31 protein-coding genes are annotated in these 22,018 nt (G+C 68.8%); 22 read left to right on the top strand and 9 right to left on the bottom strand.

Features of this window, described 5'->3' with window-relative positions; translation table 11 throughout:
• Positions 1–135 precede the first annotated feature (135 nt).
• From HNQ70_RS20645 to HNQ70_RS11260, 3 genes are all read left to right on the top strand, one after another.
• The gene (locus tag HNQ70_RS20645; RefSeq protein WP_246434908.1) at positions 136–276 is read left to right on the top strand and encodes a type II toxin-antitoxin system RelE/ParE family toxin; all 141 of its coding nucleotides are present in this window, start codon (positions 136–138) and stop codon (positions 274–276) included.
• 129 nt (positions 277–405) lie between these two features.
• Positions 406–681: a type II toxin-antitoxin system prevent-host-death family antitoxin gene (locus HNQ70_RS11255; protein ID WP_183967484.1), complete on the top strand. Its 276-nt coding sequence runs from the start codon at positions 406–408 to the stop codon at positions 679–681.
• Entirely contained in the window at positions 681–1,022 is a 342-nt protein-coding gene (locus tag HNQ70_RS11260; RefSeq protein ID WP_183967486.1) for a type II toxin-antitoxin system RelE/ParE family toxin, read from the top strand. Before HNQ70_RS11255 ends, HNQ70_RS11260 begins: the two co-directional genes overlap by 1 nt.
• A 93-nt stretch (positions 1,023–1,115) precedes the next feature.
• Here HNQ70_RS11260 and HNQ70_RS11265 read toward each other — a convergent pair whose 3' ends face one another.
• Complete coding sequence (locus tag HNQ70_RS11265) at positions 1,116–2,108, bottom strand: NF038122 family metalloprotease (protein WP_183967488.1); 993 nt, start codon at positions 2,106–2,108, stop codon at positions 1,116–1,118.
• Between the two features lie 270 nt (positions 2,109–2,378).
• Complete coding sequence (locus tag HNQ70_RS19960) at positions 2,379–2,624, bottom strand: hypothetical protein (RefSeq protein ID WP_221302765.1); 246 nt, start codon at positions 2,622–2,624, stop codon at positions 2,379–2,381.
• 71 nt (positions 2,625–2,695) lie between these two features.
• Here HNQ70_RS19960 and HNQ70_RS11270 point away from each other — a divergent pair, with 71 nt between their 5' ends.
• The 16 genes from HNQ70_RS11270 (at position 2,696) to HNQ70_RS11345 (ending at position 13,017) form a co-directional block, all read left to right on the top strand.
• Complete coding sequence (locus tag HNQ70_RS11270; RefSeq protein WP_221302766.1) at positions 2,696–4,627, top strand: YhgE/Pip domain-containing protein; 1,932 nt, start codon at positions 2,696–2,698, stop codon at positions 4,625–4,627.
• A 132-nt stretch (positions 4,628–4,759) separates the two neighbouring features.
• Positions 4,760–5,266: a hypothetical protein gene (locus HNQ70_RS11275; RefSeq protein WP_183967492.1), complete on the top strand. Its 507-nt coding sequence runs from the start codon at positions 4,760–4,762 to the stop codon at positions 5,264–5,266.
• 30 nt (positions 5,267–5,296) lie between these two features.
• Positions 5,297–6,121, top strand: coding sequence for an alpha/beta hydrolase (locus tag HNQ70_RS11280; RefSeq protein WP_246434909.1), 825 nt, complete (start codon positions 5,297–5,299; stop codon positions 6,119–6,121).
• Positions 6,122–6,214: 93 nt separating this feature from the next.
• Positions 6,215–6,724, top strand: coding sequence for a DUF6622 family protein (locus HNQ70_RS11285; RefSeq protein ID WP_183967494.1), 510 nt, complete (start codon positions 6,215–6,217; stop codon positions 6,722–6,724).
• The gene (locus tag HNQ70_RS11290; RefSeq protein ID WP_183967496.1) at positions 6,721–7,146 is read left to right on the top strand and encodes a DUF6174 domain-containing protein; all 426 of its coding nucleotides are present in this window, start codon (positions 6,721–6,723) and stop codon (positions 7,144–7,146) included. The genes HNQ70_RS11285 and HNQ70_RS11290 overlap by 4 nt, the downstream gene beginning before the upstream one ends.
• A 43-nt stretch (positions 7,147–7,189) precedes the next feature.
• Positions 7,190–7,798 (top strand): carboxymuconolactone decarboxylase family protein, encoded by a 609-nt coding sequence (locus HNQ70_RS11295; protein ID WP_246434910.1) that lies wholly within the window; start codon positions 7,190–7,192, stop codon positions 7,796–7,798.
• 244 nt (positions 7,799–8,042) lie between these two features.
• Positions 8,043–8,618, top strand: a complete 576-nt coding sequence (locus tag HNQ70_RS11300) for a class I SAM-dependent methyltransferase (RefSeq protein ID WP_183967498.1) — start codon at positions 8,043–8,045, stop codon at positions 8,616–8,618.
• Positions 8,618–8,953 carry a hypothetical protein gene (locus tag HNQ70_RS11305; protein ID WP_183967500.1) on the top strand — a complete coding sequence of 112 codons (336 nt, stop codon included), beginning with the start codon at positions 8,618–8,620 and terminating at the stop codon, positions 8,951–8,953. Before HNQ70_RS11300 ends, HNQ70_RS11305 begins: the two co-directional genes overlap by 1 nt.
• Entirely contained in the window at positions 8,940–9,377 is a 438-nt protein-coding gene (locus HNQ70_RS11310) for a cupin domain-containing protein (RefSeq protein ID WP_183967502.1), read from the top strand. The genes HNQ70_RS11305 and HNQ70_RS11310 overlap by 14 nt, the downstream gene beginning before the upstream one ends.
• A gap of 27 nt (positions 9,378–9,404) precedes the next feature.
• Complete coding sequence (locus HNQ70_RS11315) at positions 9,405–9,839, top strand: EamA family transporter (RefSeq protein WP_183967503.1); 435 nt, start codon at positions 9,405–9,407, stop codon at positions 9,837–9,839.
• A 25-nt stretch (positions 9,840–9,864) separates the two neighbouring features.
• A complete protein-coding gene (locus HNQ70_RS11320) occupies positions 9,865–10,071 on the top strand; it encodes a hypothetical protein (protein WP_183967505.1) in 207 nt (68 codons plus the stop codon).
• Positions 10,072–10,235: 164 nt separating this feature from the next.
• The gene (locus HNQ70_RS11325) at positions 10,236–10,769 is read left to right on the top strand and encodes a flavin reductase family protein (RefSeq protein ID WP_183967507.1); all 534 of its coding nucleotides are present in this window, start codon (positions 10,236–10,238) and stop codon (positions 10,767–10,769) included.
• A gap of 112 nt (positions 10,770–10,881) precedes the next feature.
• On the top strand, positions 10,882–11,322 hold the full coding sequence (locus tag HNQ70_RS11330) for a cupin domain-containing protein (RefSeq protein WP_183967509.1): 441 nt from the start codon (positions 10,882–10,884) through the stop codon (positions 11,320–11,322).
• Positions 11,323–11,503: 181 nt separating this feature from the next.
• Positions 11,504–12,139: a TMEM175 family protein gene (locus HNQ70_RS11335; protein ID WP_183967511.1), complete on the top strand. Its 636-nt coding sequence runs from the start codon at positions 11,504–11,506 to the stop codon at positions 12,137–12,139.
• A gap of 76 nt (positions 12,140–12,215) precedes the next feature.
• Positions 12,216–12,515 (top strand): hypothetical protein, encoded by a 300-nt coding sequence (locus HNQ70_RS11340; protein WP_221302767.1) that lies wholly within the window; start codon positions 12,216–12,218, stop codon positions 12,513–12,515.
• 34 nt (positions 12,516–12,549) lie between these two features.
• Complete coding sequence (locus HNQ70_RS11345; RefSeq protein ID WP_183967515.1) at positions 12,550–13,017, top strand: hypothetical protein; 468 nt, start codon at positions 12,550–12,552, stop codon at positions 13,015–13,017.
• A 24-nt stretch (positions 13,018–13,041) separates the two neighbouring features.
• On the opposite strand, the gene HNQ70_RS11350 is transcribed toward HNQ70_RS11345, so the two are convergent.
• From HNQ70_RS11350 to HNQ70_RS11365, 4 genes are all read right to left on the bottom strand, one after another.
• The gene (locus tag HNQ70_RS11350) at positions 13,042–13,818 is read right to left on the bottom strand and encodes an SDR family NAD(P)-dependent oxidoreductase (RefSeq protein WP_183967517.1); all 777 of its coding nucleotides are present in this window, start codon (positions 13,816–13,818) and stop codon (positions 13,042–13,044) included.
• A gap of 117 nt (positions 13,819–13,935) precedes the next feature.
• Complete coding sequence (locus HNQ70_RS11355; protein ID WP_183967519.1) at positions 13,936–14,439, bottom strand: hypothetical protein; 504 nt, start codon at positions 14,437–14,439, stop codon at positions 13,936–13,938.
• Between the two features lie 75 nt (positions 14,440–14,514).
• Complete coding sequence (locus tag HNQ70_RS11360) at positions 14,515–15,888, bottom strand: sensor histidine kinase (RefSeq protein WP_183967521.1); 1,374 nt, start codon at positions 15,886–15,888, stop codon at positions 14,515–14,517.
• Positions 15,888–16,553, bottom strand: a complete 666-nt coding sequence (locus HNQ70_RS11365) for a response regulator (protein ID WP_183967523.1) — start codon at positions 16,551–16,553, stop codon at positions 15,888–15,890. Before HNQ70_RS11365 ends, HNQ70_RS11360 begins: the two co-directional genes overlap by 1 nt.
• A 158-nt stretch (positions 16,554–16,711) precedes the next feature.
• On the opposite strand from HNQ70_RS11365, the gene HNQ70_RS11370 reads away from it, so the two are divergent.
• Entirely contained in the window at positions 16,712–17,284 is a 573-nt protein-coding gene (locus HNQ70_RS11370; RefSeq protein WP_183967525.1) for an NADPH-dependent FMN reductase, read from the top strand.
• A gap of 46 nt (positions 17,285–17,330) precedes the next feature.
• Here HNQ70_RS11370 and HNQ70_RS11375 read toward each other — a convergent pair whose 3' ends face one another.
• Entirely contained in the window at positions 17,331–17,690 is a 360-nt protein-coding gene (locus HNQ70_RS11375) for a cupin domain-containing protein (RefSeq protein WP_183967527.1), read from the bottom strand.
• Positions 17,691–17,801: 111 nt separating this feature from the next.
• Between HNQ70_RS11375 and HNQ70_RS11380 the strand changes: the two genes are divergently transcribed.
• Both HNQ70_RS11380 and paeA read left to right on the top strand, forming a co-directional pair.
• Positions 17,802–18,908, top strand: a complete 1,107-nt coding sequence (locus HNQ70_RS11380) for an SDR family oxidoreductase (RefSeq protein ID WP_183967529.1) — start codon at positions 17,802–17,804, stop codon at positions 18,906–18,908.
• Between the two features lie 28 nt (positions 18,909–18,936).
• On the top strand, positions 18,937–20,280 hold the full coding sequence (gene paeA, locus HNQ70_RS11385; protein ID WP_183967531.1) for a polyamine export protein PaeA: 1,344 nt from the start codon (positions 18,937–18,939) through the stop codon (positions 20,278–20,280).
• On the opposite strand, the gene cobA is transcribed toward paeA, so the two are convergent.
• Positions 20,211–21,035 (bottom strand): uroporphyrinogen-III C-methyltransferase, encoded by an 825-nt coding sequence (gene cobA, locus HNQ70_RS11390; RefSeq protein WP_183967533.1) that lies wholly within the window; start codon positions 21,033–21,035, stop codon positions 20,211–20,213. The genes paeA and cobA overlap by 70 nt on opposite strands.
• Positions 21,032–22,000 (bottom strand): DNA-binding protein YbiB, encoded by a 969-nt coding sequence (gene ybiB, locus HNQ70_RS11395; RefSeq protein ID WP_183967535.1) that lies wholly within the window; start codon positions 21,998–22,000, stop codon positions 21,032–21,034. The genes cobA and ybiB overlap by 4 nt, the downstream gene beginning before the upstream one ends.
• Positions 22,001–22,018 lie beyond the last annotated feature (18 nt).

Consider the following 22,018-nt stretch of genomic DNA (forward strand, 5'->3'; position numbering starts at 1 on the left):
CGGCCATCCGGCCTTGCTGCGGATGTGGGACAAGCGCCAGCGTGGCTACCGGGCGATAGGGTATCGGGTCGAGGCCGGGGCCGCGCCGACATCGTCGATTACATCGCCCAGGACAACCCGCTCGCAGCCATCCGGATGGATGAGCTCTTCGGGGCAGCGGTCGGCCGACTTGCCGAGCACCCCTTGCTGGGGCGGCCCGGACAGATCCAGGGCACCCGCGAATTGATCCCGCACGAGAGCTACCGGCTGGTCCACGAGGTGCAGGCCGGGGCGTGATCGCGGTGCCCCGGGAACGGGAGGTCCGCGCCGCCGCTGTGAGCCAGGTGGGCGCTCGGCCTCGCAGCAGGGTGTGAAGAGACCGAGAAAAGACTATATTCGGTCCTATCCAATCGCAGGAGCAGGGCCGTGCGCTACTCATCCCAAGTCAAGCCCATCAGCTACCTCAAGGCCAATGCCGCCGAGGTGTTGACCCAACTTGCCGAAACTCGCCAGCCCCTGGTCATCACGCAGAACGGGGAAGCGAAGGCCGTTCTGCAGGACCTTGCGTCCTTCGAGGAAACGCAGGAGACCTTGGCCCTGCTGAAGATCCTGGCGCTCGGGCAGCAGGACGTGGAGGCGGGCCGGGTCAAGCCGGTTGCTGACGTGGTGGCGCGCCTGCGCGCGAAGCGGGCCACGGCCTGATGGCTGGCAGGCCGACGCGTTACGAGGTTCTGCTGACCGAGGGCGCAGAGCGGGATCTGGAGGCGCTCCTCGACTACATCTCCGAGTTCGACAGTGTGGCCAATGCCAATCGCGTTCTCGACCGCTTGATGGATGTCGTGGAGGGGCTCGCCCAGTTCCCCGAGCGCGGCAGCCATCCCAGGGAACTCGTCACACTGGGCATCAAGGATTTTCGCCAGACGGCATTCAAGCCCTACCGGGTGATCTATCGCGTCCTGGGCAGGCAGGTCGTCATCTACCTGATCGTCGATGGCCGCCGGGACATGCAGTCCGTGCTGGCACGTCGGCTCCTGGGGGCTTGATCGTCAGCATCCCGAACCGGCCCGATGTCCTCCCCGGTGTTGGCGCGGGTTCCGGGCATGGCTTCGTCTGTTCTGGCGCCTTGCGGGCACCACTCAGGCGGGCCTTGCGCGCCGGCGCACCGCGCCCATGCCCAGGAAGGCGGAGCCGACCAGCAGCAGGCTCGTCGGCTCCGGCACGGCGTTGACCCTGAGGGACCAGCCGATCACGTCGAAAGCCTGGACGTCGCGCGCAGTGACCACGTTCATGTGGCCATCCCACACTCCCGTGGGATCCATGATGCCAATGCCGACGCCGAAGCCGCTGGGGTTGGTGTCCTTCCAGTGGCTCGCCTGACGGCCGTCGCCATGGGTTTGCCCCGTGGACCAGGCGTCGCTGACCAGGGCGGTGCAATTGCCGTCGATGGCGAAGTCCTTCGCGGCTCTGCCGATGGTCCAGTCCATGACGGCGCCGGCCGTCCTGCTGGCCTGCGAGCAACGGGTGAAATCGAGCGTGGTCGCATCCGGCGAGAAGTCGGCGTCGCTGAACCAGCCCGCAAGGGGGCCGCCGCTGTTGTAGTCGAGAACATCGACGCCGCTGATGAAGCCCATGGCATGGCCCAGTTCATGGATCGCGATGCCGACGAAGTCCCACAGCCCGGCGCCGATCCCGTCGCTCTGGTCGAAGTCGAAGTCGATCGCGCTGCTGAAGGTGATCTCCGCGTCCTGGCCTGCGGCGTCGCCGGCGACGAGCCCGAGGGCCTTCGCATTTGCCGTCGTCATGATCAAGGTCGAGATGCCCGTCTGCAGGTGCGCCGCGCCACCGGAATCGGTGGTGCCGTTGATGAGCTTGCTGTAGGTCGACCCGCTCGCCAGCCCGGCGACCATGGTCGCGTCGTCCGCGCTGGTCGCGTCCGCAGCGAGCGCCGCTCGCATCGCCGAATACGTTGTGGAGATGGATTGAGAACCGGCGCTGCCGAGGACGTTCGGAGAAAGCTGCCTGAAGTCGGCCGTGACGTTGACCGTGATCGGGTCGATGAAGATGTTCTGCCAGAAGTTCGCAGCCCGCTGGAAGCCCGCGTCCGCGTCCGCGTTGCCGGTGGAACTCATGTTGATCACAAGGGCGTGTGCTGGTGACGCGGCGCCCAAGGCGGCCGCGACCGCGAGACCGCACGCAAGCCGGCACAGGGCCGGTCTTCTGGAGCTTTTCATGATCGAGTTCCTGGCTGGATGACTTCGAAAGGGCGGTCGCCATGCAGTGATCCGAAGACGCGTCACTGCGGGCTGCCCACCAACAGCCCAGGACCGTTTTCACTTCGCAGTCGGGAACTCGGGCGCGCGGGGTGTCCTACGCACGAATCGAGCCTGGACGCATCGACCTCAGGCAACTCGATGTTTGCAAAGGCAATCCTCGAGCAGCGGCATCAGCCGCCGCGACCTGTCCGAGGCGAGGTGTAAAGGCCTCCGACGGAAGTCGATCGGCGGGCCAGCACCCTGCGCCCGGAGCACCCGGAGCACCTGGAGCACCCGGAGCACCCGGAGCACCCGGAGCACCCGGAGCACCCGGAGCACCCGGAGCACCTGGAGCACCTGGAGCACCTGGAGCACCTGGAGCACCTGGAGCACCTGGAGCACCGCTGCGTGGGAAGATGAGAACCCTCGCCCCCGCCTTGCCCCACGATCCCCGGAACGCCGCCATGCGCCTGCTCGCCGATGCCCTCAGGGTCGCCCGCCTCGAGGCGGACCTGTTCCGACGATTCCCGAAGCTGCGCCTGTCGGTGATCGGCATCGCGGTCATCCCGGCGCTGTACGCGTTCATCTACCTGCAGTCGGTGTGGGATCCTGCGGGGCGCACCGCGGAGCTGCCGGCGCTGGTGGTGAACCAGGACCGCGGCGCCGAGGTGAACGGGCAGCGGGTGTCGATCGGCGCCGACCTGCTGAAGTCGCTGCAGGCGCGGCGGACCTTCGGTTTTTCGGAGAGCGCCGACGCAGAGGCCGCCCGGCGCGCGGTCCGCGAGGGCAGGGCACTGTTCGCGCTGATCGTGCCGCCGGACTTCAGCGAGGCCGCGATGGCGGCGTCGGCGCCCGGTTCCGGCCGGCTCGTGATCTACGCTTCGGAAGGGAACAACTACGCGGGCGCGGGTTTCGCCCGGCGCTTCGCGGAGGCGCTCGGCCATCAGGTCAACGAGACCCTCAACGAGCAGCGCTGGGCCGCCGTGCTCGGCGCTTCGGCGTCCTCGCGCGACAGCCTGCAGCGCCTGCGCGAGGGCGTTGCGAAGCTGCACGATGGGGCCGGGCAGCTGGCTGCCGGCACGCACCAGGCGAGCGCGGGCTCTCGCAAGCTGGCCGAGGGTGCGGGGACCCTGGCGGAAGGCGTCGGGGCGCTGTCCACCGGGGTGAAGCAGCTCGGCGCCGGCGCGCGTGAGCTGGAGGCGAAGAAGCCCTCCGCGTCGGACCTGCAGGGGCTGAAGGCGGGGGCGGACGAGCTGGCGCGCGGACAGGCGGAGCTCGCGGCCGGCGTGCCGAAGCTGGCGGAGGGCGCAGGCAGGCTGGCCGCGGGCGCGGGGCAGCTGCGCGAGGAGTCCGCGCGGTTGCCGTTCGGGGCGGACAAGGTTTCCGACGCGGCGGGGCAGCTCGCCGACGGCGCCCGCCAGATGCAGGCCGGCATCGAGACCGCCGCGCAGGCGCAAGTAAAGCTGGCGGGCGGCGCGCAGTCGCTGTCGAAGGGGGTCGGCCAGCTGGCGGACGGTTTCGGTGCGTACGCGGCCGGGGCGTCGACGCTCGCGTCGAAATTCCCGCCGGACGACCGGCTCGATGAGCTCGCGGCGGGCTCCCGGACGCTGTCGTCGTCGGCCGGTCAGCTGAGCGCAGGGATCGGCCAGCTCGAGGGCGGCTCGCGCCAGCTCCTCACCGGCCTGGCCGCGCTGTCCTCCGCGCTGCCGGCCGACCTGCCCGCGCTGCCGGGCACCTCGCGGGGACTGGCCAGTTCGGTGGAGCCGCTGGTCGAGATCGACGCGCCGGTCGCCAACAACGGACTGGGCTTCGCGCCGAACTTCATTCCCGTGGCGCTGTGGCTCGGCGCGGTGATGACCGCCTTCATCTTCCACCTGCGGCAGCTCCCGGTGCAGGCGCAGGACGCCTCGCGCGGCGCGCTGCTGCTGGGCAAGATGACCGTGCTCGGCTCGATCAACCTGGTGCAGGCGCTGTGCGTGTTCCTGATGTGCGCCTTCCTGCTGGAGATGCACGCGGTCCACGCGGGCGGCCTGGCGATCACGATGGTCGTGTCCTCGCTGACCTTCATGCTGATCATCGTGGCGCTGGTGCGCATGTTCGGCGATGCGGGCAAGGGGGTCGCGCTGCTGCTCCTGATCCTGCAGCTGTCCTCGGCCGGAGGCATCGTGCCGATCGAGCTCACCAACGAGTTCTATCGCGGGATCAGCCCGTGGCTGCCCTTCACCTGGTCGGTGAAGGCAGTGCGGGCGAGCGCTTTCGGTGCGTTCGCGAGCGACTGGGGTACCGCGGTCGTGGTGCTTGGCGTCTTCGGGATCGGCGCCTGCGCGGTGGCGCTGCTCGCGGGGCGCTGGAAATTCGTCAGCGGCGACGAGCACCGGCCGGCAATGGACGTCTGATCGTCAGGGCCCGCTGCCGGTCCTGGGGCGGGCCCGTAGCGCCCTGGCCCGCTTGGTTCTAAGCTATGCATCGCGGCACGGCACCGCGGAGGCGGGCAGCTCAAACGTGGGTCACATGATTGTGAGCATGCAATGGTGACATCGGCCGAATCCGACTACCTCATGCGCCTCGCAAGCCTCTCGTTGTCATTCGTCGGCTTCTCGGCGGTGGTCGTCACGCTGCAGCGTGCGCTGGGAGGCGAGCTTTCCGACCGGCACCTCCGTCTGGTGCGCCTCTACATCGAAGGCGGCCTTCTGGTCACCGCTCTGGCTCTGGTGCCCACGCTCCTGAACCTGCTTCATGTCCCCGGCACCGTCACCTGGCCGCTGTCCAGCGCGGCCGCCGCATCGATCTTCACCCTTGTGCTCCTGGTCCAGTTTCGCCGTCGCCGTGCGGTCGAGCCGGGCCGATTTCCCCCATGGGTCGTCGTCGTCTACGTCGTCTCGACGGCCGCGGTTGTCAGCCTCTGGCTCAACGTCGCAGGAATGCCCTTCCGATCGGATGCCGGCCTGTATGCCGTTGTCCTGACCTGGGCTCTCTGCATCTTCGGGTTCATCTTCGTTCGAACCATCGAGCTGTTCCTGCAGCGAGAGGTCTGAACGGAGTCGTCAGCCGTCACCAGGACCCATATGCGCTACCTGAACATGCCGAGGTTCCTTGCCGCCGTTCTGACGGCGGCGGCGGCGGCGGCGCACGCCGGCGTGGGCATGGCGGAGCTGCCGCCGAACGCGGTCTCGGGCCTCGTCACCGTCTTCTATCCGTCGCAGGCCGACCCCGGTACCGTGCGCAGGGGCGACTTCCGGCTGGATGTCGCGATCGACCGGCTGGCGCGGGAACCGGCGTTCGCGCGGAGCCCGGACTTCGCCCTCGTCGGGATGTTCGGCATGTCCGAGGGTGGCCACACTGCGCTCACCCTGGCCGGCGGGCGCTGGTCGCCTTCCAGGCTGCGCGAGCACTGCCGGCTGAACATCGCCGAGGATTTCCACGGCTGTGCCGGTCCGTCCCTGGCGTTGACCGGAGGCCTGCTGGATGGTGTCAAGAAGCTGATCGTCAGCGCCGTCAACGACCGAAAGTTCGACGACTCGTCCTGGTACGAGCACGTGGATGGCCGGATCATCGTCGTAGTGGTGGGTGTGCCATTCGCCGCCGATTTCGATCCCGATTCGCTGCGGCAGCCCAGGGTCGCGCTCGCACTCATCGGCGCGCGGAAGGATCGCTGGCTGATCCCGAGGTTCCATGGCGACGCCATTGCCGCCGCGTGTCGTACCTGCGAGCAGCTTCTGGCCCTGGAGACCGGCGGACACGGCGCGCTGCTGGGTCCGCTCCCACCGGGCGGCGGGGTCTCCGATCTCATACAGGATCCGCCCGAGTTCGATCGCGTAACGCAAGTCCCGCGCATCAACATGGCCATCACGGGATTTTTCCAGAGAACCCTGGCGCAATCGGCACGGTGAGGGCCTGCCCTTCCATCGAGCGGCCTTGCGCGGGCAAGCGGGGTCGAGCCTCTCCTGTCGATCCTCAGGCGGGGATGGAGCGAGGAGACGAAAATGATTGTCCAGATACTCTCTCACACACCCATCTGGGTTTACGCACTGCTCCTCGTGCTCGTCGGGTTCGGCCTCATGCAGGCGCGCACGCGAACGGTAGGCAGGATCCCCGCGTTGCTGCTCCCCGCCGGAATGATCGTCCTCTCGCTGGCCGGAATAAACTCGAGCTTCGGTTTCAAGGCGATTCCGCTGGCCGCCTGGGGTGTTGCCACGACCGCTGCAACCCTCGTCGGCTACGTCTTCTTCAGGGACAAGAGGATTCGCTACCAGGCGACGGAAGGAAGATTCCTCATTCCCGGCAGCTGGCTTCCGCTCGTGGTGATGATGGCCATATTCGCTGCAAAGTACGCTTACGCGGTCATGAATGCCATGAATGCAGAGCTCGTGTCCACGCCGATGTTCGCGGGCGCAGTGTCCGCTGTCTATGGCCTGCTCAGCGGCTACTTCTCGTCGAGGGCGGTCAACCTGATCAGGCTGGCGACCGGCCCCGCTTCTTCGACCACCATATGAAATTGCTCCTGCTGCTGGTCGTCGCCCTCTCCATTTCCGGTTGCGCCGGCGGCAACGACCACGTCGACGGCTCGCCGGTGCCGCGCGCGTACGCGGATGCAAAGGAGCGCTGGTCGAGCACAGGCATCAGCAGCTATCGGTTCACGATCAGCACCGTCTGCTTCTGCGTCCCCGAAGGTCCGATCGCCGTCGTCGTTCTGAACGGCGCGGTGCAGGGCGGGACCTACGTGGACACTGGCAAGCCGGTCGGCGCTTCCAGGCTTTCTCGCATACCGACGAAGAGTGGGCTGTCTGAGATCGCAGACTCGGCTTACGCGAGGCAGGCGGCGCCAGTCCGCTTCACGAGCGATGCAGCGCTCGGTTACCTCCGGTATCTGTACATCGATTACGAGCGGAGAATGGCGGACGAAGAGATCGGATAAGAGATCGGATACATGGTTGTCAGTTTCACCACCGAAGGAGCTGATGATGTTCCTGTCGCAACCGGAGACCACTGACGCAGTGGCGCGCATGTACGAGTCGAACCAGGCCGCGCAGGGGTTCGTCATGAACCTGGCTTCGGCGTGGGCGTGGCGACCCGATGTCTTCGAGTCCTTCGCCGCCCTTCGAAGCCAGCTCGCTTCGGGTTCGAGCCTGTCCAAGCGCGACCAGGCCGTGCTCGTGTGCGCGACTGCCTCGCAGTTGCAGGATTCGTATTGCTCCCTGGCCTGGGGCAAGGCACTCGCCGCAGAGGCCGGCGCCGCAACGGCCGCAGCGGTGCTCACCGATCGTGAGGACGCCACTCTCACGGGCCGGGATCGCGCGCTCGCGGCCTGGGCCCGGAAGCTCGTCGAGGATCCGAACGGCACGACACCGTCCGATGTCGAAGCGCTGCGCGCCGCCGGGCTCGACGATCGCGCGATCTTCGAAGCTACGGTTTTCGCCGCGTTCAGGCTGGCCTTCTCGACGGTCAATGACGCCCTGGGCGCGAATCCGGACTGGCAGCTGGCCGACACGGCCCCGGCCGAGGTGCGTTCCGCAGTCGCCTACGGACGGCCGCCGCAGGCAGCCCCCGATGACGGGGCTCCGCGGTGACACCCGACACTTCGCTCCGCGATAGCGGGCTGCTGGAGCCCAGCGGCTGCAGCACGCCGGCCGAACGTGGGCCCAAATGGCAACCCGGATCTTCTGCCCACCAGGTGGCGTCCGGCGTACGCTTGACGGCAGGGAATTGGAAGAGCTGCGAGCGCGAGCTGGCGGTCCGGCGCCGCCACACCGAGGCGACAGCTAGGCCCCAACTGAAGGGAGGACTCGCTGGTATGGCGAGGCCACCCGCCAGATGCTCGACCTGGCCGGGCTTCGGCCAGGCCAGCGCATCCTGGACGTCGCCGCCGGCGCGGGTGAGCCGGCCGTCAGTGCCGCCGAACGGGCCGGCCCCAGCGGCTACGTGCTGGCGACGGACATCTCGGAAGGGATCGTCGAGCTCGCACGCCAGGTCGCCCGTGGACGTGGTCTCGACCAGGCCGAGACCCGCGCGATGGATGGCGAGGAACTGGATCTCCCGGACGCTTTCTTCGATGCGGTGCTTTGTCGGCAGCTCCCTCCGCCCGTTCCGGGTCAACTCGGGCCGTTCAGCCTCGGCGGTCCCGGGGTGCTCGAAGCCGTCTTCCGCCAGGCCGGGTTTGCGAGCCCCGAGATTCGCGCCGTGCCGGTGCCACTGCAGATGACCCGCGCTGCCGAGTACGTTCGGCTCGCGCGGGAAGCCTTCGGCGCCTTCGATGCCATGATGGCGCACCTGTCCGATGACGAACGAGAGTCCGTGTGGAACGAAGTCGAAGGCGCGATGCGTAGCTTCGAAACGCTGGCCGGGTTCGAGGTGCCGGGTGAGTGCCTGGTCCGGGCGGCCACGAAGTGATGATCCAGCGCCAGACGCGCCTCGTCCTCCGACTGCTCTGGGCACTGCCCTGCAGCGCCGTCGGAGCGCTGCTCGGGCTGCTCGTGGTCTTCCTGGGTGGCAGTCTCGGGCGCGCCGATCACACGATCGAGTTCGCGCTCGCGCACAGTCATGCGCTGGTTCCAGATTGGGCGGCGCGGTTCAGGTTCGCTGGCATCACGTTCGGTCATGTCATTGTCGGTCAGAGCCACGAGGACCTGGCTGCAGGGCAAATGTCCCTATCTTGGCAATCGCTTCGAAGAGGAAGCGATCAGGCAAACACCTCGATGAGCGGAGGAGCCCATGGATGTTGCTGAAATCAAGGTTGGCCAGCTCGGAATCAACTACGTCCTCGATGGCTCGCGCACTGCCAGCCTCGGCGTGTTCGAGCTCACCGTGCCGCCCGCGTCGAACGTTCCTCCGCCGCACAGTCACTCCAACAACGAGGAGTGCGTATACGTCCTGGCGGGAACGCTTCGCTACACCGTGGGCGCCGAGACGCGCGACCTGAGGCCGGGCCAGTGCATGAGCACTCCGAAGGGCGTCGTTCACGCGTTCTCGAATCCGTTCACCGAGACCGCGCGCGCCCTGATCGTCCAGTCTCCGGACATCGGAGCCCAGTACTTCAGGGACATCGCCGCCGTGGTCGATGCCGGCGGCCCGCCGGACAGGTCGGCCCTGCTGGCCGTGATGACCAGATACGGGCTCGTCCCGGCCGCGACAGGCGGTCCGACCGCGTAGCAGGTCGCCCGCTTCGAGCGAACGCAAATGACTTCCTCTTCCGGCTGGTTCTTCTGGGCGGCGCTTTCGGCCGTCTTCGCTGCCCTCACGGCGATCTTCGCGAAGATCGGGATACAGGGTGTGGACTCAGATCTGGCTACCCTGGTACGCACCGTCATCATCGTCTTCGTGCTGGGTGCGTTCGTCTGGTATGCAGGCAAGTGGAGCAACCCGTTCGTGCTGCAGGGCAGGACGTGGCTGTTCCTTGCCTTGTCCGCCCTGGCAACGGGCGCCTCGTGGGTGTGCTATTTCCGCGCCCTGCAGATCGGCAATGCATCTCAGGTCGCACCGGTGGACAAGTTCAGCGTGGTGCTGGTCGCGATCTTCGCCTTCGCGTTCCTGGGAGAGCGCCCGTCCTTGCGTGACTGGACCGGCATCGGCCTGGTCGCGGCCGGTGTGCTCACCCTGGCCATGAAGCGCTGACCAACGGCGAAACCATGCAAATCACGTGGACAGCTTTCCCCTGCCCGCTGGCATCGCTCCGTCGGCGAACATGAAGCGCATGAACGAAATGCTCTCCCGGCAGGGGTGTACGCTGTCGCCGGTCACGGTCACGGTCACGGGGAACGTCTACACCTTCTCGTCCGAGTGCCGGATCCAGGGCATCCATTCGAAGACCCAGAGTGGGCTGACGGCAGAGGGAACCGACGCGTAATCGGTGAGGGTCACCGGCATCACTGCAGGCCAGCCCACCAATGAGTTGCGGAGAGCCAGGAAGGCGAACTTCATCGTGCAGCAGTCTGCCGCCATCGGCCTGTCCGGCATCGGCGCGTGACGGCGTGGGCTCCAAGGCGGCCGGCGATCGCGAGGATCCTTCCCATGAAGCTCGGCACTGCCTTCACGCTGCTGGAGCCGGGGCCCGTGGTGCTGGTGACCACGAGCGATGGCGGCAGGCACAACGTCATGACGATCTCCTGGACGATGGTCATGGACTTCACGCCGCGATTCGCCATCACCACCGGTGCGTGGAACCACTCCTACAAGGCGCTCAGGAAGACCAGGGAGTGCGTGATCGCCATTCCCACGGTGGACATGCTCGACAAGGTGGTCGGCATCGGCACCTGCTCGGGTGCGGACGCGGACAAGTTCGCCCGCTTCGGGCTCACGGCGGTGCCGGCCGAGAAGGTGGCGGCGCCCCTGATCGCGGAGTGCCTGGCCAACATCGAGTGCAGGGTCGTCGACATCGTGAGAAAGCACGATATCGTCGTGCTGGACGCCGTTGCCGTGCATCTTGCGCCAGCGCGGAATGAACAGCGCATGCTTCACGCCGTCGGTGACGGGACATTCATCGTGGATGGGGAGAGACTGGACCGCCGCCGGCAGATGGCGTCGAAGCTGCCGGCTGGGGTCTAGCCATCACCGGGGATGCCGACATCCTGTGCGGCCGCTGCGCCGTCCATCAGTCGGACTCAGGAAGACCAGACTCATGGTGCGTCAAGCACCCTCTCGTCAGAAGGAGATCCAGATGACCACCGATGGCTTTGTCGCATCACATGCGAGGGACGCGCACTTCGAACGAGGCTTGCGCTCGTTCTTCGAGTACCGCGACCTCGGGATCAAGGACGCCACGCAGGGCAGGGTGGCTGCGCACGTCATCCGTTCAGCCGCAGGCCAGGCGTTCTCGAGCCAGCCGCACATGCACGAGACCGAGTTCCAGCTGGTCTACGTGCTCAAGGGCTGGATCGAGTTCGAGTACGAAGGGCAGGGCGTCGTGCGCCTCGAGGCCGGTTCCTGCGTCCACCAGCCGCCCGGCATCCGGCACCGCGAACTCGGACACAGCGAGGACGTCGAGATGCTGGAGATCGTGCTGCCCGGAAACTTCACGACCCGAGAGGTTTCGTCGGTCGACGGCGGTGACTCGCCAACTCGCGTCCCCGGGAGCAGAATCATAGGGTCAGGCATCTGAAAAGGGGCGTTCATGCCAGTTGACGCTGCTCTGAGTCTCAGCCAGTACATCGCGCAGGCCGGCCTGCCAGAACCCACCGCGGTCTGGGTGGGCTACCTCGTTCCAGAGCTGGTGTTGCCATTCGTCATTGCCGGAGCACAGTACACGAGCACATGAGGCAGGACCTCTGGCAGGGGCTGGCATGGACTACGCAGATCAGGGATTCGAGAAGCATCGCCTCGCCGGGCTGCAGGACAGCGTCTACAGCATTGCCTTGACCCTGCTGGTGCTCGAACTGAAGTTGCCGGGTCTGCCCGAACACATCGGCAACGCAGCGCTGTGGGCCGCCCTGGTCGAACTCTGGCCCAAGGTCCTCACGTGGCTGCTCTCGTTCTGGGTGCTCGCGATGTTCTGGGTCAGCGACGTGCGCGCGCATCGCTCGCTTTCGACGGTCGACAGGGTCACGCTGCGCCTGGGCCTTGGCAGGCTGGCCCTGGTGAGCCTGCCGCCTTTCTCGACTGCGCTGATGGGGGAGCACGGAGACCTCGTTACTCCAAGCGCTCTCTACGCGCTGCACATCCTCGGCCTGGCGCTGATGCCGCTGCTGAGGCTGCTTCTCGTCGAGCGGCCCGGTAGCGCGGCCTCGTCGCCTCGACCCGACCCGATTTCCGCGGATTCCCGCCTCGCGGTCATCACCACGTTTGCCTGTGCCCTCGTCGCGTTGGGGCTGGCTTTCATGGTGCCCGGCTACAACATGCTCGCGCTGCTGCCGATCGCGCTGCTGCCGCTCACGCGCAGGCTGATCCGAAGCGGCCCCGGGCCGGGCGCAGCGGCCTGATGGCGGGTGTGCGCGGCGTCGGCGAAGACCCATGTACGAATCCAGGCGCGACCCTCCGATCCCCAGAGCGCATTTCGTGCGGCGCATCTTCGGCCACTTCCTTGTGGCGATGGCAGTGGTTGCCGCATCGCTGCTCGCCGGCATGGCTGGCTACGAGCATTTCGAGGATCTCGCGTGGCGCGATGCGTTCATCAACTCGGCAATGCTGCTGGGCGGGATGGGTCCGGTGAATTCCCCGCAATCGGATGGCGGGAAGATCTTTGCCGGCCTCTTCGCCCTGTATGCCGGGCTGGTGTTCCTGATCGTGCTGGCCATAGTGCTCACGCCGGTCATCCACCGGGTGCTGCACACCTTCCACTGGGACGAAGCTGATTGACGCATTCGCGTTCACCTGAGCCCTGGAGGCTTCGATGGGCAACACGTCACGCATGAGCCCGCCGCGCGCCCAGCTCGAGCTGCAGGCGCAGGCCACAGTGCTCCTGTTCGACGAGGGCAGGACGGTGGCGCTGCCGGTCGGGGCGCAGGGCCTGGCAGAGACGGTGCTGCGCCATGACCCGCCCACATCGCTGGAGCTGGAACGCGCGATCGACGACATCGAGGACGCCTTGAGCGCGGCGCGCGTCGCACGGGTCGACGGCGGCGAGCTGGTGACCGCGGATCCGTTGCTGCTCTCGCTGCCCGGTCTGGACCGGCCCGGAGCGGGGCTTGCCCGCGACGACGTGGAAGCGCTGTTCGGGAGGCTCGCCTCCCGGGCGCATGGCATGCCCGTCGTCGGCACTGATCTGCCGCACGGCCGGGACGTGGCCGCCGCGCTGCTGATCCTGCGCGAGTGCATGCATCACCTCGGGTTCGAACGCGTCGCTCCGGCGCCCTCCTGATCGCCGCGACCGGAGGCGCGGCCCTCAGCGCCCTCCCTGCGCGTCGTCGACGCGGATGCAGGTGCCGGTGACGAAGTCCGAGGCCGGCGAGACCAGGTAGAGCAGGGTGCTGTCGAGCTGGGCGGGGTCGCCAAGGCGCGGCCGCGGGAAGGCCTTGGTGATGTCGCCCATGCGCTCGAGCATTCCGTCCATCATCTCCGACGAGAAGGCGCCCGGCGCGATCGCGTTGACGTTGATGCCCTGGCGCGCCCACTCCACCGCCAGCGCCTCGGTCATCCGCACCACTGCCATCTTGGTGGTCGCGTAGAGCGCCGCGCCCTGGCCGGAGTACTGGAAGGCGGCCATCGACGCGACGTTGACGATCCGTCCGGGCTGCTTCGCCTCCATCAGCCGGCGCGCGAACTCGCAGGACAGGATCCACGGCGCGCGCAGGTTCACGCCGATCACCCGGTCGATGAAGTCCACCTGCATCTTGTGCGCCCGCTGCGCGTCCGGGATTCCGGCGTTGTTGACCAGGATGGTCACGGTGCCGAGCGCCGCCTCGGCGCGGCCCACCACCGCCAGCAGCTGGTCGGCGTCGGTGACGTCGAGCTGCAGCGGGTGCGCCTGGCCGCCCGCCGCGCGAATCTCGGCGGCCAGCTCCTCGAGCCGCTCGAGCCGCCGTGCGGCGATCGCCACCTTCGCGCCCTGCGCCGCCAGCACCTTCGCGAAGCGGCGGCCCAGGCCGGAGGAGGCGCCGGTGACGAGGGCGACCCGTCCGTTGAGGTCGTGCGAGGCGTTGGGCAGAGAGAAGGCAGTCATCGGATGAGCTCCATGGGCAGGGTGAATTGAACGGGACCAGCGCGAACGGCGGGATTGCCCGTCCGTCCGCGCGCGGCGATTCTCACATGCCTGCGGGCCCCCGGCGGGGGCAGGCACTCAGTGCCGGATCGCTTTCCAGCCGGGATGCTCGAAGTGGCGGCCGTAGTCGTTCAGCGCCGCAATGACCGTCTCGGCGCCCTTGTCCCGATGCTCGCCGTTCTTCATGGTGTCGACGCCTTCGCCAAGGTGTGCGATCACCAGGTGCAGCTGCTCGTCGGCAGCCGGAGCGAGCTTGCAGTCGGCCACGATCTGCGCGATCTGCGTCTCGATGCGGGCGGCAAGCGCTTCGTAGCCGGCGGGCGCGAGCTGGCCCGATTGGATTGCCTTGGCGGATCGGAGCATCTCCGAGCGGATGCCGGACATCCCCTTGCGCAACGGGGCATCGGTTGCCCACCGTTTGCCGTGATCGAGCGAGAGCTTCGCCGCGCCGTGGCCGTGCTCATGTCCGTGGCTTTCGGCGGCAGGGCCGGGCGTGGCGCCCTGGGGCGCGGCGCTCGCCAGCGATCCGATCGACAGGGCCGCCGAGGCGAGCAGGGCAACGAAGAAGGTACGCGTGGACATCCAGATCTCCTTTCCGTGGGTTGCAGTGCGTTGGGCACCTGGAAAGAAGTGTCGACGATGCATCTTAAAGACTCCTTAAGGTGGCGGGAACGTCACCTCGACGCGCAGCCCGCGCCCTCCGGCGCCCGGACCCAGCCGCAGGGCGCCGTCGTGCAGCTGCACGATGCGCTCGACGATCGACAGCCCCAGCCCGCTTCCCGCGCCCGTGCTGCCGGGCCCCCGGTAGAAGCGCTCGGTGGCACGCTGGAGCGCCTCTGGCGGAATTCCCGGGCCGGTGTCCTCGACGACCAGCTCGGCGCCGGCGTCGCGGCTTTGCGTATGGACGCTCACGGCCCCGCCATCGGGCGAGTAGCGCACCGCGTTGTCGAGCAGGTTGCGCAGCAGGGCCTCGAGCAGGACCGGGTCGGCGGCGATCGTGACGGCGGATCCGTCCAGCGCGAGGTCGATGCGCCGGGCCGCAGCCTTGGGAGCGAGATCCGCCAGGCAGGCGGCAGCGGCCTCGTCCAGCCGAACCTGCCGGCGATGCAGCACGCCGGCGCCGGGCTCGAGCCGCGCCAGCGCCAGCAATTGCTCGACGAGGCGCGTGCTGCGGTCGATGCCGGCCAGCGCCTGGGACAGCGCCCGCTCGCGCTGCTCCGGGTCGCGCGCGCCCATTGCAACCTGCAGCTGCGTCTTCACCGCCGCGAGGGGAGTGCGGAGCTCATGGGCTGCATCGGCGGTGAAGCGCCGCTCCTTGTCCATCGACGCCGACACGCGCGCAAGCAGGGTGTTGAGGCTGTGCAGCAGCGGGGCGGCCTCGCGCGGCGCGGCCGACGCATCGAGCGGCGCGAGCTTGTCCGGCGCCTGTCCGGCCACCTCGCGCGCGATCCGGTGCAGCGGGCGCAGTCCCCAGCCGATCGCCAGCCAGATCAGCAGGGCCAGCGCGGGCAGCGCCACTGCGAGCGGATGCAGCAGATGCCTGGCAACGCTGCGCGCAAGCTCTTCGCGCAGCGCATGGCGCTCACCCACCTGCACCAGGCGGTCCTGCGCATCGCGGCGGCCGAACACGCGCCAGCGATTGCCTCCGATGAGCGAATCGCTGAAGCCCTCGGCGGTGTCGCTGAGCGGCGTCGCCGGCGCGTCCGCGGAGCGCAGGCGCAGTGCCTGGCCTTCCCAGACCTGGAAGGCGACCGTGCGCTTGGCGGTGGAAAGGGTGTCCGGCGCCGGCGGGGCGGGAGTCTGCGGTTCGCGGTCGCGCTGGACGTCGGGGCCGGCCCGTGCCACCAGGCCGGCAGGAGCCTCGCGTCCGCCCCGCCCCACCAGCATCGAGGCCGACTGCGCCAGGTGCGCGTCGAGCATCGCGTCGATCTCGCGGCGCGCATCGAAGTAGGTGAACAGCGCAGTGGCGGTCCATGCCGCCAGCAGCGTTCCGGCCAGCAGCGTGAGCAGGCGCGCGCGCAGCGAGCGCATCACGGCGGCTCCTCCGGAATCATGTAGCCGACGCCGCGGATGGTCCGCACCAGGTTCGCAGCCAGCTTGCGTCGCAGGTGGTGGACGAACACCTCGATGGCGTTGCTCTCCACCTCCTCGCCCCAGCCGTAGACGCTCGACTCGAGCTGGGACCTGGACAGCACGCGGCCGGCGTTGCGCAGGAGTTCGTGCAGCACGGCGAACTCGCGCGGAGAAAGGTCCACGGGGTGGCCACGGTGGCTCACCGTGTGCGCGGCCGGGTCCAGGATCAGCGGGCCGTGGCACAGCAGCGGCGCGGACTTGCCGGCAGCGCGCCGAAGCAGCGCGCGCAGGCGTGCCTGGAGTTCAGCGAGGTCGAAGGGCTTGGTGAGGTAGTCGTCGGCGCCTGCGTCAAGGCCGGCGATCCGGTCGGCAACGGTATCGCGGGCAGTGAGGATCAGCACCGGTGTGTCCGCTCGTCCGGCGCGCAGGCCGCGCAGCACTTCCATCCCATCGACCCGCGGCAGCGCGAGGTCGAGGACCAGCGCGTCGTAGTGGTTCCCCGCCAGCGCCAGCCGGGCATCGTGACCGTCCTCCACCCAGTCGACCGCGAAGCCGCCCTGGACCAGTCCGGCCCTGATGCCGTCGCCCAGCAGCTTGTCGTCCTCCACGAGCAGGATGCGCATGGCGCGATCCTAAGCCATGGCAGGGCCAGGGCGGGCTCTGCGCACCGCAGTCATGCGCCCGGCATCGGACAGTGGCACCATGGGCACTTCCGCGTGCGTCGCTTGCGGCGGCCGCGGCGAACTTCCCGCGCCCAGCGCGCAACACGCAGGAGACCGTCATGGCCAGGTACAAGGTGGGTTATCTCGTTGGCAGCCTCGCCAAGGGCTCGATCAACCGTCAGCTGGCCAGCGCGCTGGCGCGTCTTGCGCCGCCGGAGCTGGAGCTGAAGGAGATCCCGATCCGGGACCTGCCGCTCTACAGCTACGACTACGACGCCGACTTTCCGGCGGTGGCGCGGACCTTCAAGAAGTCGATCGCCGATTCGGACGCAGTGCTGTTCGTCACTCCCGAGTACAACCGGTCGATCCCGGGGGCACTCAAGAACGCGATCGACTGGGCCAGCCGCCCCTGGGGCGAAAACTCCTTCGCCCGCAAGCCCTCGGGAATCATCGGCACCTCGCCCGGCTCGATCGGCACCGCGGTGGCCCAGAGCCACCTGCGCGGCGTGCTGTGCTTCTGCAACGCGCCGCTGATGAACACGGTGGAGGCCTACATCCAGTACCGCCCGGGAATGATCGCCGAGGATTTCTCGGTGCCCGACGAGAAGACTGCCGAGTTCCTGCGCAACTACATGAGCGAGTTCCGCGTCTTCGTCGAGCGGGTGCTGACGGTGCTGCCGCGGGCGGGCTGAAGGCCGCGCGCGCTCTGGCAGGCTGAACGCCAGCCAGACGGCTGGCTCACTCAGGCAGGAACACCGCCAGCCACACCGCTGGCGGCTCCATGCTGGTTGTTTCCACCCGGTGCCTGCGGCCGGCCTCGATCAGCACCCAGTCGCCCGGCGCGAGCCGGCGCGGCGCGGGCTCGTCCTCGAAGCGAAGTTCGGCCTGGCCCTGCAGCAGCGCCACCCATTCGATGCTGTCCTGGCAGTACCAGAAGCCGGGCGGGCTGCGCTGGCCGGTCGAGACGATCCGTTCGATGCGCGCGCCGGCGCGCGCCAGCAGCGTGTCGAAGCGTTCGTCGTGCTGGGGGGCGGCGGGCAGGTCGGCGAACAGGCTGCCTTCGAGGGGCGGTGACGGGGCGGGGGGTTCCGGATTCATGCGTGCAGGCCCGTCTGCAGAGGGCCGAGCGTTCGACGCAGCAGTATAGGTCTGTCCGCAGGTGGGCTTGTCGCGGAACATCGGGGCTTTCACGCGGGTGGAGAGTCCCACATGGGCAACAGGCTTCTGGTGGCCGGCGCGTCCGGCCTGGTCGGCTCGGCAGTGCTGCGGCATTTCCGAACGCTGCCCGGCTGGCAGGTGGTGGGCGTGTCCCGGCGCCGCCCGCCGGGAATGGACGAGGTGCCGATCCTGTCGGTGGACCTCACCGATGCTGCGCGCTGCGCCGAGGCCATCGGGGCGCTGCGCAGCGTCACCCACGTCGTCTATGCAGCGCTGTACGAGAAGGAGGATCTCGTCGCCGGCTGGCGCGACCCGGAGCAGATGCGGGTCAACGACGCGATGCTGCGCAACCTGCTGGAGCCGCTGCTCGCGGCGTCGGGCGGGCTGGAACACGTCACGCTGATGCAGGGGACCAAGGCCTACGGCGCGCATCTTGGGCCGGTGCCAGTGCCGGCGCGCGAGCGCTGGCCGCGCCATCCGCACGACAACTTCTACTGGCTGCAGGAGGACTACCTGCGCGCGCGCCAGGCGGGCAGCCGCTGGAGCTTCACCATCCTGCGGCCGCAGGTCATCTTCGGCGAGGCGCTGGGCGGCGCGATGAACCCGATTCCGGCGATCGGCGCGTATGCGGCGCTGCTGAAGGAGGAGGGCCTGCCGCTGTCGTTTCCCGGCGGCACGGCGCGCGTGGTGCAGGCCGTGGACGCAGACCTGCTGGCGCGCGCCTGCGCCTGGGCTGCCACCTCGCCGGCGTGCCGCAACGAGACCTTCAACATCAACAATGGCGAGGCCTTCGAGTGGGCCGCGGTGTGGCCGGCGATCGCCGACGCTTTCGGCATGCGGGTAGGCGAGCCCGCACCGATGTCGCTGGCGCAGGAGATGCCGCGGCGACAGGCGCAGTGGAGCGCGATCCATCGCAGGCACCGGCTGCGCTCGCCGGAGCTGCTAGCGGACTTCGTGGGCCTGTCCTTCCAGTACGTGGACCGCAACTTCGGCCACGGCAACCTGCAGGCGCCTGCGCCCACCCTGGTCAGCACCGTGAAGGCCCGGCAGGCGGGCTTCCACGACTGCGTGGACACCGAGGACATGTTCGTGCGGCTGATCCGCCGCTACCAGGAGCTCGGCTGGCTGCCTCCAAGGGTGCCGCATACTTCGTCCTGAGCCGAACCCTTCGATCCGGAATCCGTTCATGGAGCCGCCTGTAACTTTTCTGCTGATCGCACTGCTGATCCTGGTCAGCGCCTTCCTGTCGCTCTCGGAGATCTCGATGGCGGCCGCGCGCAGGCTGAAGCTGCGGCAGCTCGCGGACGCCGGGGACGCGCGCGCGCTGGGGGCGCTCGAGATCCAGGAGCGGCCCGGCAACTACTTCACGGTGGTGCAGATCGGCCAGAACATGGTCGCCATCCTGGGCGGCATCGTGGGCGAAGGCGCGCTGACGCCGTACTTCGTGTCCGCGCTGGAGCACGTGGCCAGCGCCAAGGCCGCGGCGACGATCGGGTTCATCGCGTCCTTCGTGACCGTGACCTCGCTGTTCGTGCTGTTCTCCGACCTGCTGCCCAAGCGGCTGGCGATGGTCAGCCCCGAGGCGCTGGTGCTGCGGGTGGTCGGGCCGATGCGGCTGTGGATGTGGCTGCTGCGCCCTGCGGTCTGGATCTTCGACAGCCTGGCCAACCTGCTGATCCGCCTGTTCCGGCTGCCCGCCGAGCGCGACGACCGGGTCACTTCGGCCGACATCCGCGCTATGGCCGAGGCCAGCGCGCAGGCGGGACTGATGGCGCTGGGCGAGCAGCAGATGATCGAGAACGTGTTCGAGCTCGAGACGCGCACCGTCGAGAGCGCGATGACGACGCGCGAGCGCATCGTCTACCTGCTTCTGGACGACAGCGACGAGCAGATCCGCAGCCGGGTCGCCGCGCAGCCGCACTCCACCTACCTGGTCTGCGACCAGAACATCGACCAGGTGGCGGGCTACGTGGATGCGCCCGACCTGTTCCAGCGGGTGCTGCAGAACGAATCGATCTCGCTGAAGGAACAGCCCGCCGGCGGGCTGCTGCGCAAGGTGCTGATCGTGCCGGACCGGCTGACGCTGTCCGAGGTGCTCGAGCAGTTCCGGCAGGCGCACGAGGACTTCGCGGTGATCGTCAACGAGTACAGCCTGGTGGTCGGCATCATCACCCTGAACGACGTGATGAGCACGGTGATGGGCAGCCTGGTGGCGCCGGGCGACGAGGAGCAGATCGTGCGGCGCGCGGACGGCTCCTGGCTGATGGACGGCCTCACGCCGATCGGCGACGTGACCCGCGCGATCCACGCCGACCCGGCGCTGCTGCCGCAGCGCGGCCAGTACGACACGCTGGCCGGCTTCCTGATGGTGATGCTGCGCCGGATCCCGCGGCGTACCGACGCGGTGTCCTGGGGCAGCTACCGCTTCGAGGTGATGGACGTCGACGGCTACAAGATCGATCAGGTCATGGTGACGCAGACCGACGGCGACGCGGCGGAGAAGGTGGCGGAGCCGGCTGCCGAGGGCTGATCCAGTGCGGCCGCGCCGCGCACCACGTCGCCCACCACGATGATCGACGGACTGCCCAGCCGTTCCAGGCGCAGGGTTGCGGCGAGCCGGCCGAGCGTGCACAGCGCATGCCGCTGGTCGGGGCGGCTGGCGTTCTGGACCACCGCGACAGGGGTGGCCGAGGGCAGGCCCTGCAGCAGGCCGTCCTGGATCGCTTCGGCGCTGCCCACCCCCATGTAGATCACCAGCGTCAGGCGGGCCAGCCTAGCGCTGGCGGCGAGCGCTCCCCAGTCCGGCGCCTCGTCCCCGGGGCGCTGGTGCCCGGTGACGAAGGCGACGCCGTGCGCGTGCTCGCGATGGGTCAGCGGCACGCCAATCGAGGTCGCTGCCGCCAGTCCCGAGGTGATGCCGTTGATGGTCTCGACGCGCAGGCCCGCGTCGCGCAGGTGCTCCACTTCCTCGCCGCCGCGCCCGAACACGAAGGGGTCTCCACCCTTGAGGCGGACCACCGTCTCGCCGGCGCGTGCGCCCATCACCATCAGCCTGCAGATGAAGGCCTGCGGCGTGCTGCGACAGCCGCCGCGCTTGCCCACGCGGATGATGCGCGCGTCGGGGCGAGCATGCTCCAGCACCGCCTCGTCGACCAGGTCGTCGACCAGCAGCAGGGTCGCCGAGGCGATGGCCCGGGCGGCTGCGATCGTCAGCAGATCGGGGTCGCCTGGGCCGGCGCCGACCAGGGTGACGGTGGGTGGGGCGTACAGGGCGTCGGGGTTCATCGCGGGGGCTCCGGTTGAGGGCGATCCGTGCCATGGCGATCCGTGCCGTGGCGGGCGCTGTCGGCAAGGACGAGGCGGCGCAGTTCGAGCAGATGCTCCACCTGGACCGCGATCGGTTCGGGCAAGGGCAGCCGGCCGGCGAGCACGGCCTCGATGTATCGGGCCGTGTCACCGGCATCGGTCGAGGGCAGTTCCGGCACCGGGCGCAGCCCGCCGGCCTGTTGATCCTGGAGCGTGCGTGGCACGCCGCCGACGTAGCCCGTCATCCCGGGCGTGCGGCGCGGGTCGGCCACCGGCTCGCCTTCGGTGCCACGCAGCAGCAGCGCGTCGGCGTGCATGAGCTCGAAGGTGGCGCTCATCGAAGCCTGGTACTCGAGATGGGTGTGGCAACCGACCACCAGTGCGCGGCCGGCGCAAGGATTCATCAGCTTGACCAGCGAATGTGCCGGGTTGCGCACCCCGATGGCCCGGCGCACCTGCAACAGGCGCTCCAGCCCGGGGCAGAGCACGCCAGTTGGCAGGAAGGCGGCCTCGCCGGGCGCGACCGGGCCGGCGGAGCTGCGGGCCGGCATCCCGAGCTCGGCCATCACCATCGCGGCGGTGACGCGCGCGGATTCGGTGGCGGCGCCGTGCAGCAGCACCGGAGCGCCGTGGCGGGCCAGCAGCAGCGCGAGCAGGGGCGTGAGCCCCGGCAGCTTGCGGGCGCCGTTGTAGCAGGGCAGCACCACCGGCGCCTCGTCGCCAGCCACCAGATGGGTGCGCTGTCGGGTCGCGTCGAGGAAACCGGCCATCTCGATGGGCGTTTCGCCCTTGAAGCGCATCGCCATGCAGAAGGCCCCGACCTCCAGGTCGCTGGCGATGCCGTCGAGCACCTGGCCGAACAGGTCCCCGGCCTGCGTGCGCTCCAGCGCGCGGGCGCCGTCGCGGCCGCGTCCGACCTGCCTGAGATAGTGATCGATGGCCATCGCTGCGGGTCTCCTCGT

The organism is Quisquiliibacterium transsilvanicum, from assembly GCF_014202215.1.
Taxonomy (GTDB): domain Bacteria; phylum Pseudomonadota; class Gammaproteobacteria; order Burkholderiales; family Burkholderiaceae_E; genus Quisquiliibacterium; species Quisquiliibacterium transsilvanicum.

Excerpts from the sequence above, each read along its gene's own strand:
- HNQ70_RS20645 (WP_246434908.1), top strand. The coding sequence starts at position 136 with ATGGATGAGCTCTTCGGGGCAGCGGTCGGCCGACTTGCCGAGCACCCC.
- HNQ70_RS11260 (WP_183967486.1), top strand. The coding sequence starts at position 681 with ATGGCTGGCAGGCCGACGCGTTACGAGGTTCTGCTGACCGAGGGCGCA.
- HNQ70_RS11265 (WP_183967488.1), bottom strand. The coding sequence starts at position 2,108 with ATGAGTTCCACCGGCAACGCGGACGCGGACGCGGGCTTCCAGCGGGCT.
- HNQ70_RS11270 (WP_221302766.1), top strand. The coding sequence starts at position 2,696 with ATGCGCCTGCTCGCCGATGCCCTCAGGGTCGCCCGCCTCGAGGCGGAC.
- HNQ70_RS11275 (WP_183967492.1), top strand. The coding sequence starts at position 4,760 with ATGGTGACATCGGCCGAATCCGACTACCTCATGCGCCTCGCAAGCCTC.
- HNQ70_RS11280 (WP_246434909.1), top strand. The coding sequence starts at position 5,297 with ATGCGCTACCTGAACATGCCGAGGTTCCTTGCCGCCGTTCTGACGGCG.
- HNQ70_RS11285 (WP_183967494.1), top strand. The coding sequence starts at position 6,215 with ATGATTGTCCAGATACTCTCTCACACACCCATCTGGGTTTACGCACTG.
- HNQ70_RS11290 (WP_183967496.1), top strand. The coding sequence starts at position 6,721 with ATGAAATTGCTCCTGCTGCTGGTCGTCGCCCTCTCCATTTCCGGTTGC.
- HNQ70_RS11295 (WP_246434910.1), top strand. The coding sequence starts at position 7,190 with ATGATGTTCCTGTCGCAACCGGAGACCACTGACGCAGTGGCGCGCATG.
- HNQ70_RS11300 (WP_183967498.1), top strand. The coding sequence starts at position 8,043 with ATGCTCGACCTGGCCGGGCTTCGGCCAGGCCAGCGCATCCTGGACGTC.
- HNQ70_RS11305 (WP_183967500.1), top strand. The coding sequence starts at position 8,618 with ATGATCCAGCGCCAGACGCGCCTCGTCCTCCGACTGCTCTGGGCACTG.
- HNQ70_RS11310 (WP_183967502.1), top strand. The coding sequence starts at position 8,940 with ATGGATGTTGCTGAAATCAAGGTTGGCCAGCTCGGAATCAACTACGTC.
- HNQ70_RS11315 (WP_183967503.1), top strand. The coding sequence starts at position 9,405 with ATGACTTCCTCTTCCGGCTGGTTCTTCTGGGCGGCGCTTTCGGCCGTC.
- HNQ70_RS11325 (WP_183967507.1), top strand. The coding sequence starts at position 10,236 with ATGAAGCTCGGCACTGCCTTCACGCTGCTGGAGCCGGGGCCCGTGGTG.
- HNQ70_RS11330 (WP_183967509.1), top strand. The coding sequence starts at position 10,882 with ATGACCACCGATGGCTTTGTCGCATCACATGCGAGGGACGCGCACTTC.
- HNQ70_RS11335 (WP_183967511.1), top strand. The coding sequence starts at position 11,504 with ATGGACTACGCAGATCAGGGATTCGAGAAGCATCGCCTCGCCGGGCTG.
- HNQ70_RS11345 (WP_183967515.1), top strand. The coding sequence starts at position 12,550 with ATGGGCAACACGTCACGCATGAGCCCGCCGCGCGCCCAGCTCGAGCTG.
- HNQ70_RS11350 (WP_183967517.1), bottom strand. The coding sequence starts at position 13,818 with ATGACTGCCTTCTCTCTGCCCAACGCCTCGCACGACCTCAACGGACGG.
- HNQ70_RS11355 (WP_183967519.1), bottom strand. The coding sequence starts at position 14,439 with ATGTCCACGCGTACCTTCTTCGTTGCCCTGCTCGCCTCGGCGGCCCTG.
- HNQ70_RS11360 (WP_183967521.1), bottom strand. The coding sequence starts at position 15,888 with ATGCGCTCGCTGCGCGCGCGCCTGCTCACGCTGCTGGCCGGAACGCTG.
- HNQ70_RS11365 (WP_183967523.1), bottom strand. The coding sequence starts at position 16,553 with ATGCGCATCCTGCTCGTGGAGGACGACAAGCTGCTGGGCGACGGCATC.
- HNQ70_RS11370 (WP_183967525.1), top strand. The coding sequence starts at position 16,712 with ATGGCCAGGTACAAGGTGGGTTATCTCGTTGGCAGCCTCGCCAAGGGC.
- HNQ70_RS11375 (WP_183967527.1), bottom strand. The coding sequence starts at position 17,690 with ATGAATCCGGAACCCCCCGCCCCGTCACCGCCCCTCGAAGGCAGCCTG.
- HNQ70_RS11380 (WP_183967529.1), top strand. The coding sequence starts at position 17,802 with ATGGGCAACAGGCTTCTGGTGGCCGGCGCGTCCGGCCTGGTCGGCTCG.
- paeA (WP_183967531.1), top strand. The coding sequence starts at position 18,937 with ATGGAGCCGCCTGTAACTTTTCTGCTGATCGCACTGCTGATCCTGGTC.
- cobA (WP_183967533.1), bottom strand. The coding sequence starts at position 21,035 with ATGAACCCCGACGCCCTGTACGCCCCACCCACCGTCACCCTGGTCGGC.
- ybiB (WP_183967535.1), bottom strand. The coding sequence starts at position 22,000 with ATGGCCATCGATCACTATCTCAGGCAGGTCGGACGCGGCCGCGACGGC.